The organism is Streptomyces sp. NBC_00328, assembly GCF_036139655.1.
GTDB lineage: Bacteria > Actinomycetota > Actinomycetes > Streptomycetales > Streptomycetaceae > Streptomyces.
Genome location: NZ_CP108013.1, coordinates 6,446,589 through 6,463,506, shown reverse-complemented (window position 1 = coordinate 6,463,506; position 16,918 = coordinate 6,446,589). Strand labels below are relative to the sequence as shown.

16 protein-coding genes are annotated in these 16,918 nt (G+C 71.5%); 8 read left to right on the top strand and 8 right to left on the bottom strand.

Annotation, left to right across the window (positions count from 1 at the left end; all coding sequences use genetic code 11):
* Positions 1-5: 5 nt before the first annotated feature.
* From OG485_RS28475 to OG485_RS28450, 5 genes are all read right to left on the bottom strand, one after another.
* Positions 6-1,232 (bottom strand): RNA polymerase sigma factor, encoded by a 1,227-nt coding sequence (locus tag OG485_RS28475; RefSeq protein WP_328671350.1) that lies wholly within the window; start codon positions 1,230-1,232, stop codon positions 6-8.
* Between the two features lie 5 nt (positions 1,233-1,237).
* A complete protein-coding gene (locus OG485_RS28470) occupies positions 1,238-1,651 on the bottom strand; it encodes a YciI family protein (RefSeq protein WP_328448370.1) in 414 nt (137 codons plus the stop codon).
* 475 nt (positions 1,652-2,126) lie between these two features.
* Positions 2,127-2,780: a GNAT family N-acetyltransferase gene (locus OG485_RS28460; RefSeq protein ID WP_328671348.1), complete on the bottom strand. Its 654-nt coding sequence runs from the start codon at positions 2,778-2,780 to the stop codon at positions 2,127-2,129.
* A gap of 156 nt (positions 2,781-2,936) precedes the next feature.
* Positions 2,937-4,001 (bottom strand): family 2 encapsulin nanocompartment cargo protein polyprenyl transferase, encoded by a 1,065-nt coding sequence (locus OG485_RS28455; protein WP_328671347.1) that lies wholly within the window; start codon positions 3,999-4,001, stop codon positions 2,937-2,939.
* 226 nt (positions 4,002-4,227) lie between these two features.
* On the bottom strand, positions 4,228-5,634 hold the full coding sequence (locus tag OG485_RS28450) for a family 2B encapsulin nanocompartment shell protein (RefSeq protein WP_328671346.1): 1,407 nt from the start codon (positions 5,632-5,634) through the stop codon (positions 4,228-4,230).
* Positions 5,635-5,893: 259 nt separating this feature from the next.
* Between OG485_RS28450 and OG485_RS28445 the strand changes: the two genes are divergently transcribed.
* Entirely contained in the window at positions 5,894-6,484 is a 591-nt protein-coding gene (locus OG485_RS28445) for an N-acetylmuramoyl-L-alanine amidase (protein WP_326785584.1), read from the top strand.
* A 288-nt stretch (positions 6,485-6,772) separates the two neighbouring features.
* Complete coding sequence (locus tag OG485_RS28440) at positions 6,773-7,729, top strand: 1-aminocyclopropane-1-carboxylate deaminase/D-cysteine desulfhydrase (protein ID WP_328674700.1); 957 nt, start codon at positions 6,773-6,775, stop codon at positions 7,727-7,729.
* Here OG485_RS28440 and OG485_RS28435 read toward each other — a convergent pair.
* On the bottom strand, positions 7,711-9,306 hold the full coding sequence (locus OG485_RS28435) for a Na+/H+ antiporter (protein WP_328671345.1): 1,596 nt from the start codon (positions 9,304-9,306) through the stop codon (positions 7,711-7,713). The two genes, OG485_RS28440 and OG485_RS28435, sit on opposite strands and share 19 nt — an antisense overlap.
* A 62-nt stretch (positions 9,307-9,368) precedes the next feature.
* Between OG485_RS28435 and OG485_RS28430 the strand changes: the two genes are divergently transcribed.
* The 3 genes from OG485_RS28430 to OG485_RS28420 all read left to right on the top strand — a co-directional run bounded on the left by OG485_RS28430 (position 9,369) and on the right by OG485_RS28420 (position 11,526).
* Positions 9,369-9,629 (top strand): UBP-type zinc finger domain-containing protein, encoded by a 261-nt coding sequence (locus OG485_RS28430; RefSeq protein WP_328671344.1) that lies wholly within the window; start codon positions 9,369-9,371, stop codon positions 9,627-9,629.
* Positions 9,630-9,913: 284 nt separating this feature from the next.
* Positions 9,914-10,327 (top strand): anti-sigma regulatory factor, encoded by a 414-nt coding sequence (locus tag OG485_RS28425; RefSeq protein WP_328448386.1) that lies wholly within the window; start codon positions 9,914-9,916, stop codon positions 10,325-10,327.
* A complete protein-coding gene (locus tag OG485_RS28420) occupies positions 10,324-11,526 on the top strand; it encodes an RNA polymerase sigma factor SigF (RefSeq protein WP_328671343.1) in 1,203 nt (400 codons plus the stop codon). Before OG485_RS28425 ends, OG485_RS28420 begins: the two co-directional genes overlap by 4 nt.
* Positions 11,527-11,532: 6 nt before the next feature.
* Here the strand turns inward: OG485_RS28420 and OG485_RS28415 are convergent, their stop codons facing one another.
* Positions 11,533-11,985: a hypothetical protein gene (locus OG485_RS28415; protein ID WP_328671342.1), complete on the bottom strand. Its 453-nt coding sequence runs from the start codon at positions 11,983-11,985 to the stop codon at positions 11,533-11,535.
* A gap of 171 nt (positions 11,986-12,156) precedes the next feature.
* Here OG485_RS28415 and OG485_RS28410 point away from each other — a divergent pair, with 171 nt between their 5' ends.
* Complete coding sequence (locus tag OG485_RS28410) at positions 12,157-13,122, top strand: diacylglycerol/lipid kinase family protein (RefSeq protein WP_328448392.1); 966 nt, start codon at positions 12,157-12,159, stop codon at positions 13,120-13,122.
* Between the two features lie 317 nt (positions 13,123-13,439).
* Positions 13,440-13,697: a WhiB family transcriptional regulator gene (locus OG485_RS28405; protein ID WP_006380970.1), complete on the top strand. Its 258-nt coding sequence runs from the start codon at positions 13,440-13,442 to the stop codon at positions 13,695-13,697.
* A 278-nt stretch (positions 13,698-13,975) separates the two neighbouring features.
* Here the strand turns inward: OG485_RS28405 and OG485_RS28400 are convergent, their stop codons facing one another.
* Positions 13,976-15,442 carry a PAS domain-containing sensor histidine kinase gene (locus OG485_RS28400; protein ID WP_326790802.1) on the bottom strand — a complete coding sequence of 489 codons (1,467 nt, stop codon included), beginning with the start codon at positions 15,440-15,442 and terminating at the stop codon, positions 13,976-13,978.
* A 618-nt stretch (positions 15,443-16,060) separates the two neighbouring features.
* On the opposite strand from OG485_RS28400, the gene nagB reads away from it, so the two are divergent.
* Positions 16,061-16,846, top strand: coding sequence for a glucosamine-6-phosphate deaminase (gene nagB / locus OG485_RS28395; protein ID WP_328671337.1), 786 nt, complete (start codon positions 16,061-16,063; stop codon positions 16,844-16,846).
* The last annotated feature ends 72 nt before the right edge of the window (positions 16,847-16,918 follow it).

Sequence of the window (16,918 nt, the reverse complement as noted above, 5' to 3'; positions counted from 1 at the left end):
CAACGCTACGCACGCAGCCGGGCCGCCCGCACCTCCAAATAGCGGCGCTCGGGCAGGCTGAGGGTCTTGGCCGCCGCCGACGCGTAGGCCTCACGCGCCGCGTCCGGGTCGCCCGCGCGCTCCAGCAGGTGGGCCCGGACCGCGTCCAGCCGGTGCCCGGCCGCCGACTCCCCCTCCAGCCGGTCGAGTTCGGCGAGAGCGGCACGCGGCCCGTGCACCATGGCCACGGCGACCGCGCGGTTGAGGTGTTCGACGGGACCCGGGACCCGGCGGACGAGGAGGTCGTACAGGCCGAGGATCTCGGTCCAGTCCGTCGCCTCCGCCGACGGCGCCTCGTCGTGGACCGCGGCGATCGCGGCGCGGAGCGCGTACGGGCCCGCCGGTCCCAGCGCCAGCGCCTCGGTCACCAGGGTCACCCCCTCCTCGATCGCCGCCCTGTCCCAGCGGGTGCGGTCCTGTTCGTCGAGGGGGACGAGTTCTCCGTGCGGCCCGGTCCGCGCCGCGCGCCGGGCGTCGGTGAGCAGCATCAGCGCGAGCAGTCCGGTCACCTCGCCGTCCTCCGGCAGCAGTTGCCGGACCGTGCGGGTCAGCCGGATCGCCTCATGGGCGAGTTCGACGCGCTGGAGGGCCGAGCCCGAGGTCGCCGTGTAGCCCTCGTTGAAGATCAGGTAGAGCGTGTGCAGGACCGCGGGAAGCCGTTCCTCCCAGTGGTCGGGGCGGCCGAGACCTACCCCCCGGATCCGCTGCTTGGCCCGGCTGATCCGCTGCGCCATGGTCGCCTCGGGCACCAGGTACGCCCGCGCGATCTCCGCCGTGGTCAGGCCGCCGACCGCGCGCAGGGTGAGGGCGATCTGCGCGGCCGGGGACAGCGCGGGATGGCAGCACAGGAAGAGCAGGGAGAGGGTGTCGTCCAGCGACGGGGCGCGGTCCGAGCCCGGCGGCGGCGCCGTGAAGGCGTCCCGCGGTGTCAGCGCCGCGGCCCTCTCCTCCCGCAGACGCCGTGCCTCCTCCGCGCGCAGGGCGTCGACGAGCCGGCGCGAGGCGACCTTGATCAGCCATCCACGCGGATTGTCCGGCACACCCTTCTCCGGCCATTGCCCGGCGGCCGCGAGCAGCGCCTCCTGTGTCGCGTCCTCGGCCGAGTCGAAATGCCCGTAGCGGCGGACGAGCGCGCCGAGGACCTGCGGCGCGTGGCGGCGCAGCAGGTCCTCGACGTCGGTCGTGTCCCTCATCCCGCTCAGATGTCCCCGGCCCCCTCCTGGACGGGCCGGATGACCACCGGGTGGCCGGTCTGGCCCTCGGGGCCGGGGCAACGGGTGACCCGCTCGGCGATCTCGGTGACCCGCTCCAGGCTCGCGCAGTCGACCACCCAGTAGCCGGCCATCAGCTCCTTGGTCTCGCTGTACGGGCCGTCGGTGATCACGGCCTTGCCGTCCGCGTCCAGGGACACCTGGCGGGCCCGCGCGGGGTCGGTCAGTCCCTGGGCGTCGACGAGCTCGCCGGACTCGGAGAGGTCGTCGCCGATCGCGCCCATGTAGGCGTACATGGCCTGCAGTTCCTGCTCGCTCCAGGCCGGCGCCTGCTCGGAGGCGTTGCCCCGCATGCCCTCGTAGTCGGCCTGCGTGCCCTGCACCATCACCAGGTACTTCATGAGTCCGCTCCTTCGGCTTCCTCGGCTCGGACCGCCCGTCGTGGGCGGCTCTCACAGGGGACGTCGGAGCCGGCCCACGTTTCTCTACACGTTCCCCGCACGACTTTTCACGACCTCGTGCGGCGGTGTCCGGCGTGCGTCAGGACGGCTCCGCCGCGGCCTCCTCCGGCAGATCCCGCCCCTGGCCCTCGCCCCCGCCTTGGCCTTGCCCTTGGCCCTCGCGTCGGCCGTGTCCGTGTCCTGGCTCGTCCGCGTAGGCCGCGCAGTCCGGGTTGCGGCAGGGTCCCGGACCCCATCTGGGCACCCAGGCGCCCAGAGTCTTGTACCGGTGCACGACCGTGGCGACCGGTTGCCCGCATTCTGGACATACATGCTCATCCGTGCCCATGCCTTCAGGGTAGGACGGCGGACCCACCGCTTCCTGTCGTACGTCCAGAACAAGGCCCGGCCCCGGCCCCGGCCTCCTGCTCCCGGCCTAGGCCCGTGCCGGTCCCCCGGGACGCGGCTCGCGCCACATCGGCCACATCCGCGGGCCGTCCGGCAGGTCGAGGGGGCGGCCCGAGAGCGCGAAGCCGAGCCGTTCGTACAGGGCGCGGCTGCGGGCGTTGCTCGCCTCCAGGTAGGCGGCCAGTCCCTCGCGGTCGCAGCGGTCGAGGACCGACTCGATGAGCGCGCGGCCGAGGCCCTCGCCCTGGCGTTCCGGCGTCACCCCGATCATCCACAGGTAGGCGTGGGCCCGCCCCTCGGGGTGGATGCCGGCCGTCAGCCGGCCGATCAGCTCGACGCGTTCGTTGTCCGGGTCGACGGCCTCGCGGAGCTGCGACGGACCGTCCTCGTCCGCCCCGTCGCCTTCGCCGTCCCCCTGGTTCCCGCCCGCGCCGTCGTGGTTCCCGGCGGCGGGGACGGACAGCCACAGGGCGCACGCCGAACCGTCCTCGGCCAGATCGACGCGCCCCTCGGCGAGCACCACATCGGTGAAGGCCGCCATCAGCCCGGGGTGCTTCGCCCGGCGCTGCGCCGGGTCGGGGAAGACCCAGTTGCTCACCGGATCGTCCTGGAAGGCCTCGTCCAGCAGCCGGACGACCAGCTCCCGGTCCGCCTCGCCCGCCACCCGGATCGCCACACCCATGACCAGCCCCACCCTTCGCCCCAACCAGCCTCGACCGTACGGCGGTTGAGCCTATTACGCCCCCGCGCCGGCACGCGGAGCCGGGCACCGCACGGATGTCAGGTTCCGTACGGTGCCCGGGGTTCCGGGGCCGTCGACCAGCGGCACCGGAACCGGTCAGGTGCTGCGCCGCGTGACGAACTCGGCGAGTGCGAGAAGGCCGCCCGCCGCCTCGGGGTCCGGCACCGCGCGGGACAGTTCGTGCATCGCCCGGGACATCCGGTCGGCCGCCTGGACCTGCGCCCAGTCACGCCCGCCCGCCCGCTCGACTGCCAGCACCGTGCGCTCCAGCTCCCCTTCCCGGTAGGGCGCCGCGTACAGCTCGGCGAGTTCGGCGGCCGCCGGGGTGCCCGAGGTGAGCGCGGCGACCACGGGCAGCGACTTCTTGCGGGCGGCGAGGTCCGCCCCGGCCGGTTTGCCGGTGCGGCCCGGGTCTCCCCAGATCCCGATCACGTCGTCGATGAGCTGGAACGCGAGTCCCGCCTCCCGGCCGAACGCGTCGAGAGCCTCGACGTCCTCGGTACCCGCCCCCGCGTACAGCCCGCCGATGGCGCAGGCGCTGCCGAGCAGGGCGCCCGTCTTCGCCTCGGCCATGGCGAGGCACTCGTCGAGGGTGACCTCGTGCGGGCCGAGCTTCTCCATGGCCGTGTCCGTGTGCTGTCCCGCGCACAGTTCGACGACGCAGCCCGCGAGCCGCGCCGCGGCGGCCGAGGACGCGGGGTGCGGGTCCTCGGCGAGCATCCCCAGGGCCAGGGCCTGGAGGGCGTCCCCGGCGAGGATCGCGTCGGCGTCGCCGAACACGGTCCACGCGGTGGGACGGTGTCTGCGGGTGGTGTCCCGGTCCATCACGTCGTCGTGCAGCAGGGTGAAGTTGTGGATCAGCTCCACCGCGGCGGCCGCCCGTACGGCCGCCTCGCGCTGTCCGCCGAGCGCCTGGACCGCGGTCAGTACCAGCGCCGGCCGGATGGCCTTGCCGGCGTTCCCCGCCGCCGGGGTGCCGTCCGCCTGCTCCCAGCCGAAGTGGTATAGCGCGATCCGGCGCATGGAGCCCGGCAGCGAGTCGACCGCCCGGCGCAGCTCGGGGTCGACGCACGCCCGCGCCCGCTCCAGGACGACCGCGGCCTCCTGCGCGTCGAGCGGGCCCGGCGAGCCCGGTCTGTCCGGCCTCTCCGGTCTCTCCATGGGGCTCGGGCCGGGACCCCGTCGGTCCGAAGGCCTCGTCGGGCGCCGTCCGCCGGGGATTCCGGCCGGTCCCTGCCGTGTCCGGGTCGTCATGTCCTCACCCGCTCGATCGCTCCGGAACACCTGCTGACGGTGGCGCCGAGGAGGCCGCCGTGCGCGGGCGCGTGTCCCCGGTGTGGTCCCGCCCCGGGAGGCGGGACCACACCGGGCTCCGCTCGGCGGAACGTCACCGCCAGCGCCCGATCTCGACGTTCTCCAGGATGCCGAGCGCGTCCGGCACGAGTACCGCGGCCGAGTAGTACGCCGTCACCAGGTAGGAGATGATCGCCTGTTCGTTGATGCCCATGAAGCGCACCGACAGGCTCGGCTCGATCTCGTCCGGGATGCCCGCCTGCTGGAGCCCGACCACTCCCTGTTCGGCCTCGCCGGTACGCATGGCGATGATCGAGGTCGTACGGGCGTCGCTGACGGGGATCTTGTTGCACGGGAAGATCGGCACGCCCCGCCAGGTCGGGATGCGGTTCCCGGCCATCTCGATGCTCTCGGGGACGAGCCCGCGCTTGTTCAGCTCCCGGCCGAACGCGGAGATCGCGCGCGGATGGGCGAGGAACAGCTTGGTGCCGCGGCGACGGCTGAGCAGCTCGTCCATGTCGTCCGGGCCCGGTACGCCGTCGTGCGGCTGGAGCCGCTGGTCGTACTCGCAGTTGTTGAGCATGCCGAACTCGCGGTTGTTGATGAGCTCGTGCTCCTGGCGCTCCTTCAACGCCTCCACGGTGAGCCGCAACTGCTGCTCGGTCTGGTTCATCGGCTGGTTGTAGAGATCCGCCACGCGTGTGTGCAGGCGCAGGACGGTCTGGGCGATGCTCAGTTCGTACTCGCGCGGGGCCGCCTCGTAGTCCACGAAGGTGCCCGGGATGTCCTGCTCACCGGTGTGGCCGGCCGCGAGGTCGATCTCCTTCTCGCCGTACTTGTTGGTGCGCTGCGACGGAATCGCGCGCAGTTCCTGAAGGTGTTCGTTCAGGGACTCGGAACGCTCCGCCACCTGTTCGAGGTCCTGGCGGGGCAGTACGAGCACGGTCACCGCCGTCACCGCGCGGGCCGTGTACTCCCAGATGGCCTCCGGGTCGATGAGTGCCTGTTCGCCGAAGTACGCGCCGTCGGCGAGGACACCGAGCACCGTGTCGCCGCCGTAGGGGCCGGTGCCGATCTTCTCGACCTTGCCGTGCGCCAGGAGGAACACCTCCTCGGCCCGGCTGCCGAACGAGGTCAGCACCTCCCCCGGTGCGAACTCCCGCTGCTGGCACCGCTGGGCGAGCTCGCCCAGCACGTCGTGGTCCTCGTACGACCGCAGCACGGACAGTTCTCCGAGCTCCGCGGGGATGACCTGGACGCGGTCGCCCGTCTTGACGAACGTCACGCGTCCGTCGCCCACGGAGTAGCTGAGCCGCCGGTTCACGCGGTACGTGCCACCTTGCACGTTCACCCACGGAAGCATGCGCAGCAGCCACCGTGAGCTGATCTCCTGCATCTGTGGCGCGGACTTGGTGGTGGTGGCCAGGTTCCGCGCGGCTGATGTGCCGAGACTCTGCTGCGGACGGTTCTGCTCCGCGCGGACCTCTTCGCCTACCGACATGAAAATTGCCCTCCCGGTCGTGCACTGATCTTCGCGGCCAAGCCTTTCATCACTGTGTGTGCTGATGCCATTACACGAATGAGGGGGAATGGATCACTCCGGACGTGGGCAGGGAGGGCAGATTCCGCTTCTCCCGGGCTGACCGGATCGGCTCGCACGCTGTGCGAACGGCTGGTTCCGGCCACCCGGCCGGATATAGAAGCTGCGGTACCAGACGGCCGCGGCAGGGCGGCCGACGAACAGCGCGAAGGAGTCGGCCATGGCATCGCCCATGTCCGCGGGCAGGTTCCTCGACCGGATCAGGGACGAAGGAGTCCATGTCGTCGAGGTCGGCGACTGGGAGCATCACAACCGCAATCACAAGGGCCCGTGGGGGCCGGTGCACGGGGTGATGATCCACCACACCGTGACCTCGGGCGGCGCGCTCACGGTCGGGCTGTGCCGCGAGGGCCGCGAGGACCTGCCCGGACCGCTGTGCCACGGGGTCATCACCAAGGACGGCGTCCTGCACCTGGTCGGCTACGGCCGCGCCAACCACGCGGGCCTCGGCGACGACGACGTGCTGCGCGCGGTGATCGCCGAGAAGGCGCTGCCGCACGACAACGAGGCGAACACCGACGGCAACCGCCACTTCTACGGCTTCGAGTGCGAGAACCTCGGCGACGGCAAGGACCCGTGGCCCGAGGCGCAGCTCGACGCCATCGCCAAGGTCTCCGCCGCGATCTGCCGGTTCCACGGCTGGACGGAGCGCTCGGTCATCGGCCACCTGGAGTGGCAGCCGGGGAAGGTGGACCCGCGGGGCTTCACGATGAACTCGCTGCGGGGCCGCGTCCGCGAGCTGCTGAAGTGAGTTGAGGCGCCGCGGGCCGGACGGGGGCGGCCGGCGCCGCGGGCTCCCGCGTCCGGCCGTCCCGGACAGGTGTCCGACAATGGACCCGTGACCAGCCCCGACACCCCGGACGGCGGCCCGGGCCGCACCGGGCCCGCCTCCGGCGACCCGGAAGCCCCCGACCCGGCCGCCCCGCGCCGCGCCGCCCGCCCCGCGGACCCTGCGGAGGCGGACCCGGCGGTCACGGCCGGTCCCTCGGACTCCCGCACCGCGCGTGCCGTGCCGCACCCGGCCGTCACGGCCCCTCCCGTGGGCCCGCGCACCCCGCGCGGGACTCCCGCTCCCGTCGGCCCCCCGCCGCGGCTCCCGTCGCCGTTGGCGGAGGCCGGGGACGAGCGGTTCGCGCGGCACGGCGTGCGGCTGGTGCTGAAGCGGGACGACCTGATCCACCCGGAGCTGATCGGCAACAAGTGGCGCAAGCTGACGCCGAACCTCGAAGCGGCGGCGGGCCGCACGCTGGTCACCTTCGGCGGGGCCTACTCGAACCATCTGCGCGCCACCGCCGCCGCGGGCCGCCTCCTGGGCCTGCCCACGCTGGGCGTGGTCCGCGGCCAGGAACTGGCCGACCGCCCCCTGAACCCCTCACTGGCCCGCTGCGCCGCCGACGGCATGCGCCTTCACTTCGTCGACAGATCGACGTACCGGCACAAGACGGAACCCCGGACGCTGGCCGGGATCCTGCGGGCGACGGGCGCCGAGGACGCGTACGTCGTGCCCGAGGGCGGCAGCAACGCCCTCGCCGTGCGCGGCTGCCGGGCACTCGGCGAGGAGCTGCGCGACGAGGACGGCATCGACGTGGCCGCCCTCGCCTGCGGCACCGGCGGCACCCTCGCGGGGATGGCCGCGGGCCTCGCCCCCGGCCAGCGGGCGCTGGGCGTCCCGGTCCTGCGCGGCGGCTTCCTCGACGCCGGCACGACGGCCCTCCAGACGGCCGCGTTCGGTGCCCGGCGCGGGAACTGGTCCCTCGACGACCGCTTCCACTTCGGCGGCTACGCCCGCACCACCGCCGAACTCGACGCCTTCGCCGAGGACTTCGAGCAGCGGCACGGGCTGCCCGTCGAACGTCTCTATGTCGCCAAGATGCTCTACGGACTTGTCGCCCTCGCCGAGGAAGGGGCGTTCCCGCGCGGCACGACGGTGGCGGCGGTGATCACCGGAGCGCCGTTCCCCGCCCCGGGGACCGGACCTCAGGCCGCCTCCCGGTAGGCCGCCGCCTCCTCCAGGTCCAGCCGGCGCAGCAGCGTGCGCAGCATCTCGTCGTCGATGTAGCGGTGGTCGCGCAGCTTGACGAAGACGTCGCGCTCGGTGCCGATCATCTCGCGGGAGAGCCGGCGGTAGGTGTCGTCCGCAGTCTCGCCGGTGACCGGGTTGACCGCGCCGAGCCGCTCCCAGACGGCGTTGCGGCGCCGCTCCATGACCGTGCGCAGGCGCTCGGCGAGCGGTGGGGGCAGGGCGTTGCGCTCGTCGGCGAGGAGTTCGTCGAGGCGCTCCTCGGCGGCGCGGGAGGCCTGCGCCTGGGCGTTGGCCTCGGCGAGGGTCTCGGCCTGCGTGTCGCGTCCCGGCAGTTTCAGCAGCCGGATGAGCGGGGGCAGGGTCAGGCCCTGCACGACCAGGGTGCCGATGACGGTGGTGAAGGTCAGAAAGAGGATCAGGTTGCGCTCGGGGAAGGGATCGCCGCCGTCCACGGTGAGCGGGACGGAGAAGGCGATGGCGAGCGAGACGACGCCGCGCATGCCGGCCCAGCCGATGACGAACGGCCCCTTCCAGGTGGGGTTGGCCTCGCGTTCGCGGATGCGCGCCGACAGGAGGCGGGGCAGGAAGGTGGCGGGGTACACCCACACGAAGCGGGTCACGACGACGACGAGGAAGAGGGCGAGGGCGTACCAGGCGGCGGTCGTCCCCTCGTAGGCACCGAGGCCCTTGAGGACGACCGGGAGCTGGAGTCCGATCAGCGCGAACACCGCGGACTCCAGGACGAAGGCGACCATCTTCCACACCGCCTCCTCCTGGAGCCGGGTCGCGAAGTCCACCTCCCAGGAGCGGTGTCCGAGGTAGAGCGCGACGACGACCACCGCGAGCACACCGGAGGCGTGGAACTGCTCGGCGATGCCGTAGGCGACGAAGGGGATCAGCAGGGAGAGGGTGTTCTGGAGGAGCGCCTCGTTCATGTGGGTGCGCAGCCAGTGGATGGGGATCATCAGCACGAGCCCGACGACGACCCCGCCGACCGCCGCGAGCAGGAACTCGCGGACACCGCCCGCCCAGGTCGCGCCCTCGCCGACCGCCGCCGCGAGCGCCACCTTGTAGGCGGTGATCGCGGTCGCGTCGTTCACCAGGGACTCGCCCTGAAGGATCGTGGTGATCCGTGAGGGCAGTCCCACGCGGCGGGCCACGGCCGTCGCGGCCACCGCGTCCGGCGGTGCCACCACGGCGCCGAACACCAGCGCCGCGGGCAGCGGCAGGCCCGGTACGAGCAGATACGCGGCCCAGCCGACCACGAGGGTGGCGAAGAGGACGTACCCGACCGACAACAGCGCGACGGGCCTCAACTGGGCCCTCAGGTCGAGGTAGGAGCTGTCGGTGGCCGCCGTGTACAGCAGCGGGGGCAGCACCAGCGGGAGCACGACGTCGGGGTCGAGTTCGTACGTCGGCACTCCGGGGATGTACGAGACCAGCAGGGCCACGGCGACGATCAGCAGGGGGGCCGGGACCGGGGTGCGGCGAGCGGCCCCGGCGATCGCCGCGCTCCCCGCGACCAGCAACAGCAGTGGCAACACGTCCATCGTCTTCCGCCCGCCCTCTTTTTCCGCGCGGTGTCCCGCACGCCCGACGTAACCTGGCAATCATGAAACAGTGCACGCACGCCGACGCGCTGCCGCAGCCCGAACCCGACCCCGGGAGCGAGACCTGCCTGGAGTGCGCGGCCGCCGGTACCCACCCGGTGCAGCTTCGGCTGTGTCTGGAGTGCGGGCATCTCGCCTGTTGCGACTCCTCACCGCTGCGGCACGCCTCGGAGCATCACAACACCACCGGACATCCGATCATGCGCACGTTCGAGCAGGGGGAGAACTGGCGTTGGTGTTTCGTGGACCACGTCCTCGTCTGAGCCGTGGATCACGTACGCGCGTGACTCCCGATCCGGACGGTTCGACCGTCTGACGTCTGGGTACGTCAACCCGGCGCGCGCTCTTCCTATTTGGGGCCGCAGACCTCTAGCCACTGTCCGTACTCATAGGCTTACTATGAGTGACAGCAAGGGGCGGGGTCCCCAGGACAGGAAAGCCGGGAGCGCGGTAGCGTCACCGCTGAACGACGTAGCGCGTTACCCCGGGGGGCGACCCTCGGCCCCCGAAAGAGCTCGAATGAGCTTGTACCACCATGGAGGTGAGGGTGTCCCAGATCGCAGGCGAGCCCGCGACGAAGGACTTCGTGGAAGTCCGGCTGCCGGCCGCGGGTGCCTACCTGTCGGTACTGCGCACGGCCACGGCCGGGCTGGCGGCCCGTTTGGACTTCACCCTCGACGAGATCGAGGATCTGCGCATCGCCGTGGACGAGGCCTGCGCGATCCTGCTGCAGCAGGCCGTCCCCGGCTCGGTGCTCAGCTGTGTCTTCCGGCTGATCGACGACTCACTCGAGGTCACGGTCTCGGCGCCGACCACCGACGGTCACGCTCCGTCACGTGACACTTTCGCGTGGACCGTCCTGTCGGCTCTCGCGGGCAAGGTCGACTCCACCGTCTCCGAGGACAAGACCGTTTCGATCAGCCTCTACAAACAACGCGGCGCGGGACCCGGGCCGGCGTGAGGAACGGGGACGGGCCGGTGCGGGACGAAGAGCGCGGCACACGGGAGCCTCCCGCGGGGCGCGCCGACGGTCCGGACGGGCCGCGGCACACGGCGGACGGCGTCGACGGCATCCCCGAGCAGGCCCGGCCGCATCCGGAGATCGGCGTCTCCTCGGCAGCAGCGGCGCAGCCGGGAGCCTTCCCCGGCCGGGGAGGTCCCCCCGGTTCGAGCGCGGCCGAGGACACGGGGGAAGAGCCTCGAGCTCGGGAAATGGTGACGGGCGGGACTATGAGCGAGCACGAGCGAAACGCGGAACAGAACGTGCAGGGCGCGCAGCACGAGCGAGAGCCTGAGCAGAGCGCGCAGAGCGCGCAGAGCGCGCAGGGTGTGCAGGACGCCCGGCAAGGGCCCGATGTCCCGCAGGTCCAGCACGGGCCGAGCGCCCAGCACATCCAGCACGACCCCCGCGACCGCAGCGGGGCGCGGGCGATGTTCATCGAGCTGCGCAAACTCCAGGACGGCAGCGCCGAGTACGCGGAGCTGCGCAACCAGCTCGTCCGCATGCATCTGCCGCTCGTCGAGCACCTGGCCCGCCGCTTCCGCAACCGCGGTGAGCCGCTGGACGACCTGACCCAGGTCGCGACGATCGGGCTGATCAAGTCGGTCGACCGGTTCGACCCGGAGCGCGGTGTCGAGTTCTCGACGTACGCGACCCCGACGGTGGTCGGCGAGATCAAGCGGCACTTCCGCGACAAGGGCTGGGCGGTGCGCGTCCCGCGCCGTCTTCAGGAGCTGCGCCTCGCGCTGACCACGGCGACCGCGGAGCTCTCCCAGCTGCACGGGCGCTCCCCGACGGTGCACGAGCTGGCCGAGAAGCTCGCCATCTCGGAGGAGGAGGTCCTGGAGGGCCTGGAGTCCGCCAACGCGTACTCCACGCTGTCCCTGGACGTCCCCGACACGGACGACGAGTCCCCGGCGGTCGCGGACACCCTGGGCGCCGAGGACGAGGCGCTGGAGGGCGTCGAGTACCGCGAGTCGCTCAAGCCGCTGCTGGAGGACCTGCCCCCGCGGGAGAAGCGGATCCTGCTCCTTCGCTTCTTCGGCAACATGACGCAGTCGCAGATCGCGCAGGAGGTCGGCATCTCGCAGATGCACGTCTCGCGGCTGCTGGCCCGCACACTGGCCCAGCTTCGGGAGAAGCTCCTCGTCGAGGAGTGAGCCCCGCTACGTCTCGTCGTGCGCGTCGCCGCCGGGCCCTCGGATTCCGAGGGCCCGTGTCGTCGCCGGGTTCACCAGCAGCACCAGGGCCACCACGGCGACGACGGCGAGGGCGATACCGGCGGGGATCGCGACGCTGTCGGCCTGGAGCAGGGTGTAGGCGACGGGCAGTGCCAGGATCTGGGTGACGAGGGCCGGGCCCCGGCTCCAGGCGCGGCGCAGCAGCAGTCCGCGCGCGGCGAGCAGCGGCAGCAGCGCGAGCGCGATCAGCGTGACACCGCCGGTGACGGCCTGCCGCCGGCTGTCGGGATCGCCGGTGAGACCGAGGACGAGGACGCAGACGCCGCCCGCCACGAGGGCGGTCCCCTCCAGCGCGGCCAGCGCCGCGGCGGCGGTCAGCCGTCCGGGGCGGGGGTCGGATCGGGGGGCGTCGGGGGTGGGATTCTGCTCACGGCTCACCCCCGAAGAGTAGCCGTCGGCCCCGGACGCCCGAATGCCCCGGGGGCCGGGAACCGCACCGTCACGGGCGGTGCGGCGATCGGGTTTCGCACCCCTGCCGCACCTGCGGACTCTTACTGGATCCCTACCTCGGTCTGGGACGAGTACCACCCAGTAGGTACGCTGCATCGCATGCGTGCACTTCTTGTGGTCAATCCGGCGGCAACCACCACCAGTGCGCGTACGCGTGACGTCTTGATCCACGCGTTGGCCAGTGAGATGAAACTGGAAGTGGTCACGACCGAGTACCGCGGGCACGCCCGGGACCTCGGCAGGCAGGCCGCGGACAGCGACGACATAGACATGGTCGTGGCCCTCGGCGGGGACGGCACGGTCAACGAGGTCGTGAACGGTCTGCTGCACCGGGGCCCCGACTCCCGCCTCCCCGGCCTCGCCGTGGTCCCCGGCGGCTCCACCAACGTCTTCGCCCGCGCCCTGGGCCTGCCGAACGACGCCGTGGAGGCGACGGGCGCCCTGCTGGACGCGCTGCGCGAGGAGCGCGAGCGCACGGTCGGCCTCGGGCTGGCCGCGGGCACGCCCGGCACCGAGGACGAGTCCGTCCCCTCCCGCTGGTTCACCTTCTGCGCCGGCCTCGGCTTCGACGCCGGGGTGGTGGGCCGGGTCGAACAGCAGCGCGAGCTCGGCCGGCGCTCCACACATGCGCTCTATCTCCGCCAAGTGCTGCGTCAGTTTCTGGACGATCCTCACCGCCGGCACGGAACGATCACTCTGGAGCGCCCCGGCGCCGACCCGGTCACCGATCTGGTCCTGTCCATCATCTGCAACACCTCGCCGTGGACGTTTCTCGGCAATCGTCCGGTGTACGCGGCACCTAAGGCCTCGTTCGATACCGGACTCGACGTACTGGCACTCAGCCGCATGTCGACGCCCGCGGTCGCCCGGTATGCCACCCAGTTGCTCACTTCGTCCCCCGAGCGTGGACCCCACGGCAAGCACGCCGTCACTCTGCATGACCTGGCGGACTTCACCTTGCATTCGAAGGTTCCACTCCCCCTTCAGATGGACGGCGACCATCTGGGACTGCGTACGAGCGTGACGTTCACAGGCGTACGCCGTGCACTGCGTGTGATTGTGTGAGCGGAAGGGGCCAAACTCCTTTCACTCGAACGTTTAGACCACGGTCCACCCCATGGAAGTACGGCTGTGACTCAGCCGACACCGAGGAATCAAAAAAAACTTTCCGGAAGGGGTTGTATCCGCCGCTGAGGTTTGCGAGTCTCTACGTGGCGCTCGGGACGGCCCGCACCACCGGCCCCCAGAGCACCGGAACCCCTCCTCAAATCACAGGACCACACCAGTCCGTCTGGCTGTCGGCCCTTCACTTGTTGAGGGATTCGTGAAAGCGTTCACATTCACAAGCAACGTGCATGTAATACCAAGGAGAGGTAGCAGCCATGGACTGGCGTCACAACGCCGTTTGCCGCGAGGAAGACCCCGAGCTCTTCTTCCCCATCGGCAACACCGGTCCTGCGCTGCTGCAGATCGAGGAAGCCAAGGCCGTCTGCCGCCGCTGCCCCGTCATGGAGCAGTGCCTGCAGTGGGCGCTCGAGTCCGGCCAGGACTCCGGCGTCTGGGGTGGCCTCAGCGAGGACGAGCGCCGCGCAATGAAGCGCCGTGCCGCCCGCAACCGAGCTCGTCAGGCCACCGCCTGACGTTCCACCCCGCACGAGCCTGAGCTTGGCGGCGCGTACAACGCGTACGCAACTCCCGCCCCCGAGCCGCAGCGCGCAGTACCCCGATGCGCTTGATGCAACGAGCTTTCAGCCCCGGACCACCTGGTGGTCCGGGGCTCATTGCTGTTCGCGTCCGGTACCCGGCATTCCCGGAGTCCAGCACCGGTCACAGTGAGTGACGGGCATCCATGAGCATCAAATGCCCCTGTCCATCGGTCACTTGTGCGGGCATTCGTCCGGTTGTTCGTCCGGGCCTGCTACTTGGGTACGACCACCGGGATGTCCAGGAGCACCTGGGTGCCGCGCTCCGGAGCGGCCACCATGTCGAAGGTGCCGCCCAACTCGCCCTCCACCAGCGTCCGTACGATCTGCAGGCCGAGGTTGCCCGAGCGGTGCGGGTCGAAGCCCTCGGGCAGTCCGACCCCGTCGTCCTGGACGGTGACCAGCAGCCGGGCGTCCTTGGAGGTGCCGCCGCGCACCGCGGAGACCTCGACGGTGCCCCGGTCGCCCTCGCGGAAGCCGTGCTCCAGCGCGTTCTGCAGGATCTCGGTCAGGACCATGGAGAGCGGGGTCGCGACCTCGGCGTCCAGGATGCCGAAGCGTCCGGTGCGCCGGCCGGTGACCTTGCCCGGCGAGATCTCGGCGACCATGGCGAGCACCCGGTCGGCGATCTCGTCGAACTCCACGCGCTCGTCCAGGTTCTGGGAGAGCGTCTCGTGCACGATCGCGATCGAGCCGACCCGGCGCACGGCTTCCTCCAGGGCTTCCCGGCCCCGGTCCGACTCGATGCGACGGGCCTGGAGCCGCAGCAGGGCCGCCACCGTCTGGAGGTTGTTCTTCACCCGGTGGTGGATCTCCCGGATGGTGGCGTCCTTGGTGATCAGTTCGCGCTCGCGGCGACGCAGTTCGGTGACATCGCGGAGCAGGACCAGGGAACCGACCCGGGTGCCCTTGGGCTTGAGCGGGATCGCCCGGAGCTGGATCACCCCGTCGGCGCTCTCGATCTCGAACTCGCGGGGCGCCCAGCCGCTGGCCACCTTCGACAGCGCCTCGTCCACCGGACCCCGGGAGGGGGCGAGTTCGGCGGTCGTGGAGCCGAGGTTGTGGCCCACCAGGTCGGAGGCCAGGCCGATGCGGTGGTACGCCGAGAGCGCGTTCGGTGAGGCGTACTGGACGATGCCGTCCGCGTCGAGGCGGATCAGTCCGTCGCCGACCCTGGGCGAGGCGTCCATGTCGACCTGCTGGTCGGGGAACGGGAAGGTGCCCGCCGCGATCATCTGCGCGAGGTCGGAGGCGCTCTGGAGATACGTCAGTTCGAGGCGGCTCGGGGTGCGCACGGTGAGCAGGTTGGTGTTGCGCGCGATGACTCCGAGGACCCGGCCCTCACGTCGTACGGGAATGGACTCGACCCGGACCGGAACCTCCTCGCGCCACTCGGGATCGCCCTCGCGAACGATCCGGCCCTCGTCGAGCGCGGCGTCCAGCAGGGGGCGGCGGCCGCGCGGGACCAGGTGGCCCACCATGTCGTCCTGGTACGAGGTGGGCCCGGTGTTGGGGCGCATCTGGGCGACCGAGACGTAGCGGGTGCCGTCGCGCGTGGGGACCCACAGCACGAGGTCGGCGAAGGAGAGGTCGGAGAGCAGCTGCCACTCCGAGACCAGCAGATGAAGCCACTCGAGATCGGAGTCGTCGAGGGCTGTGTGCTGGCGTACGAGGTCGTTCATGGAGGGCACGTGTGCGAGCGTACCCGGAGGATCCGACAGGTCCCGAAATCGGCCGCCTTCCCCGGGCCCCGGGAGCGCCGTGCGGCCCCGGAGAACACCCGCGGGCCGCGGCGCCTGAGAGGGACCCTCGACCCTCCCGGCACCGCAGCCCGGAGCAACAACGGCCGTGGGGTGTGCGGTCCCGGTCGGCCGAAGAGAGGAGCCGGTGCAGTCAGGGCAGAGAGCGCCGGTTCCTCGGTCCGTCTTCCTGTGCGGGGAAGACGGAGGCTTGTTCAGTTTCTCAAAGCATTGTGGACTAGACCATGGTTCCGCGTCCATGCGGCCGCGGCCCTTGCGCTCCGGTCGTGTTCACCGTCGCCAGCCCATCCAACATCAGGAGCGCCCGTCAGACTATCCCGCTTCGGCTCGCGAACGGGAGGCGTCACCGCAGGGGCGGAGTCGCAGGACGGGCGGAGCGGGCCGGGGTACATCCCCGCAGGGACGGCGGTTCACCCCGCGACGCGCCCCGCGACGGGGCGACGAAAGGGTGACGCTCTGCTAGATTGGTCTATACCACATGTGTCCCCCTTCGGATTCGGATGCGTTCCTGAGTCCCCTCTCCAGATCGGCAGGCCCAGCGTGGAAGTTGTCATCGTCCCGGACGCCAAGGCGGGCGGCGAGCTGATCGCCGAGGCCATGGCGGAACTGCTCAGGCGCAAGCCCGACGCGCTCCTCGGCGTGGCCACCGGCTCGACGCCGCTGCCCATCTACGCGGCGCTGGCGGCCCGAGTGGGTTCCGGTGCCGTGGACACCTCGGGTGCGCGCATCGCCCAGCTCGACGAATACGTGGGGCTGCCGGCCGAGCACCCCGAGTCCTACCGCTCCGTGCTGCGGCGCGAGGTGCTGGAGCCGCTGGGCATCGGCATGGACGCGTTCATGGGGCCCGACGGCACGGCGGCGGACGTCCAGGCCGCGTGCGAGGCGTACGACAGGGCGCTGGCGGCGGCCGGCGGGGTCGACCTCCAGCTGCTGGGCATCGGGACGGACGGGCACATCGGGTTCAACGAACCGTGCTCCTCGCTCGCCTCCCGGACCCGCATCAAGACGCTGACCGAGCAGACCCGGGTGGACAACGCCCGGTTCTTCGACGGCGACATCGGGCAGGTGCCGCACCACGTCATCACCCAGGGCATCGGCACGATCCTGGAGGCACGGCATCTGGTGCTGCTCGCGACCGGCGAGGGCAAGGCGGACGCCGTGGCGGCGACGGTCGAAGGGCCCGTCGCGGCGGTCTGCCCCGCGTCGGCGCTTCAGCTGCACCCGCACGCGACGGTGGTCGTCGACGACGCCGCCGCGTCCAAGCTGAAGCTCGGGGACTACTTCCGCCAGACGTTCGCCGCCAAGCCGGACTGGCAGGGCATCTAGAGGCGGGCCGGCGGGTCGCGCCGCGGAGACAGAACGGTGCCGGGCACTCCCGAGGGAGTGCCCGGCACCGGT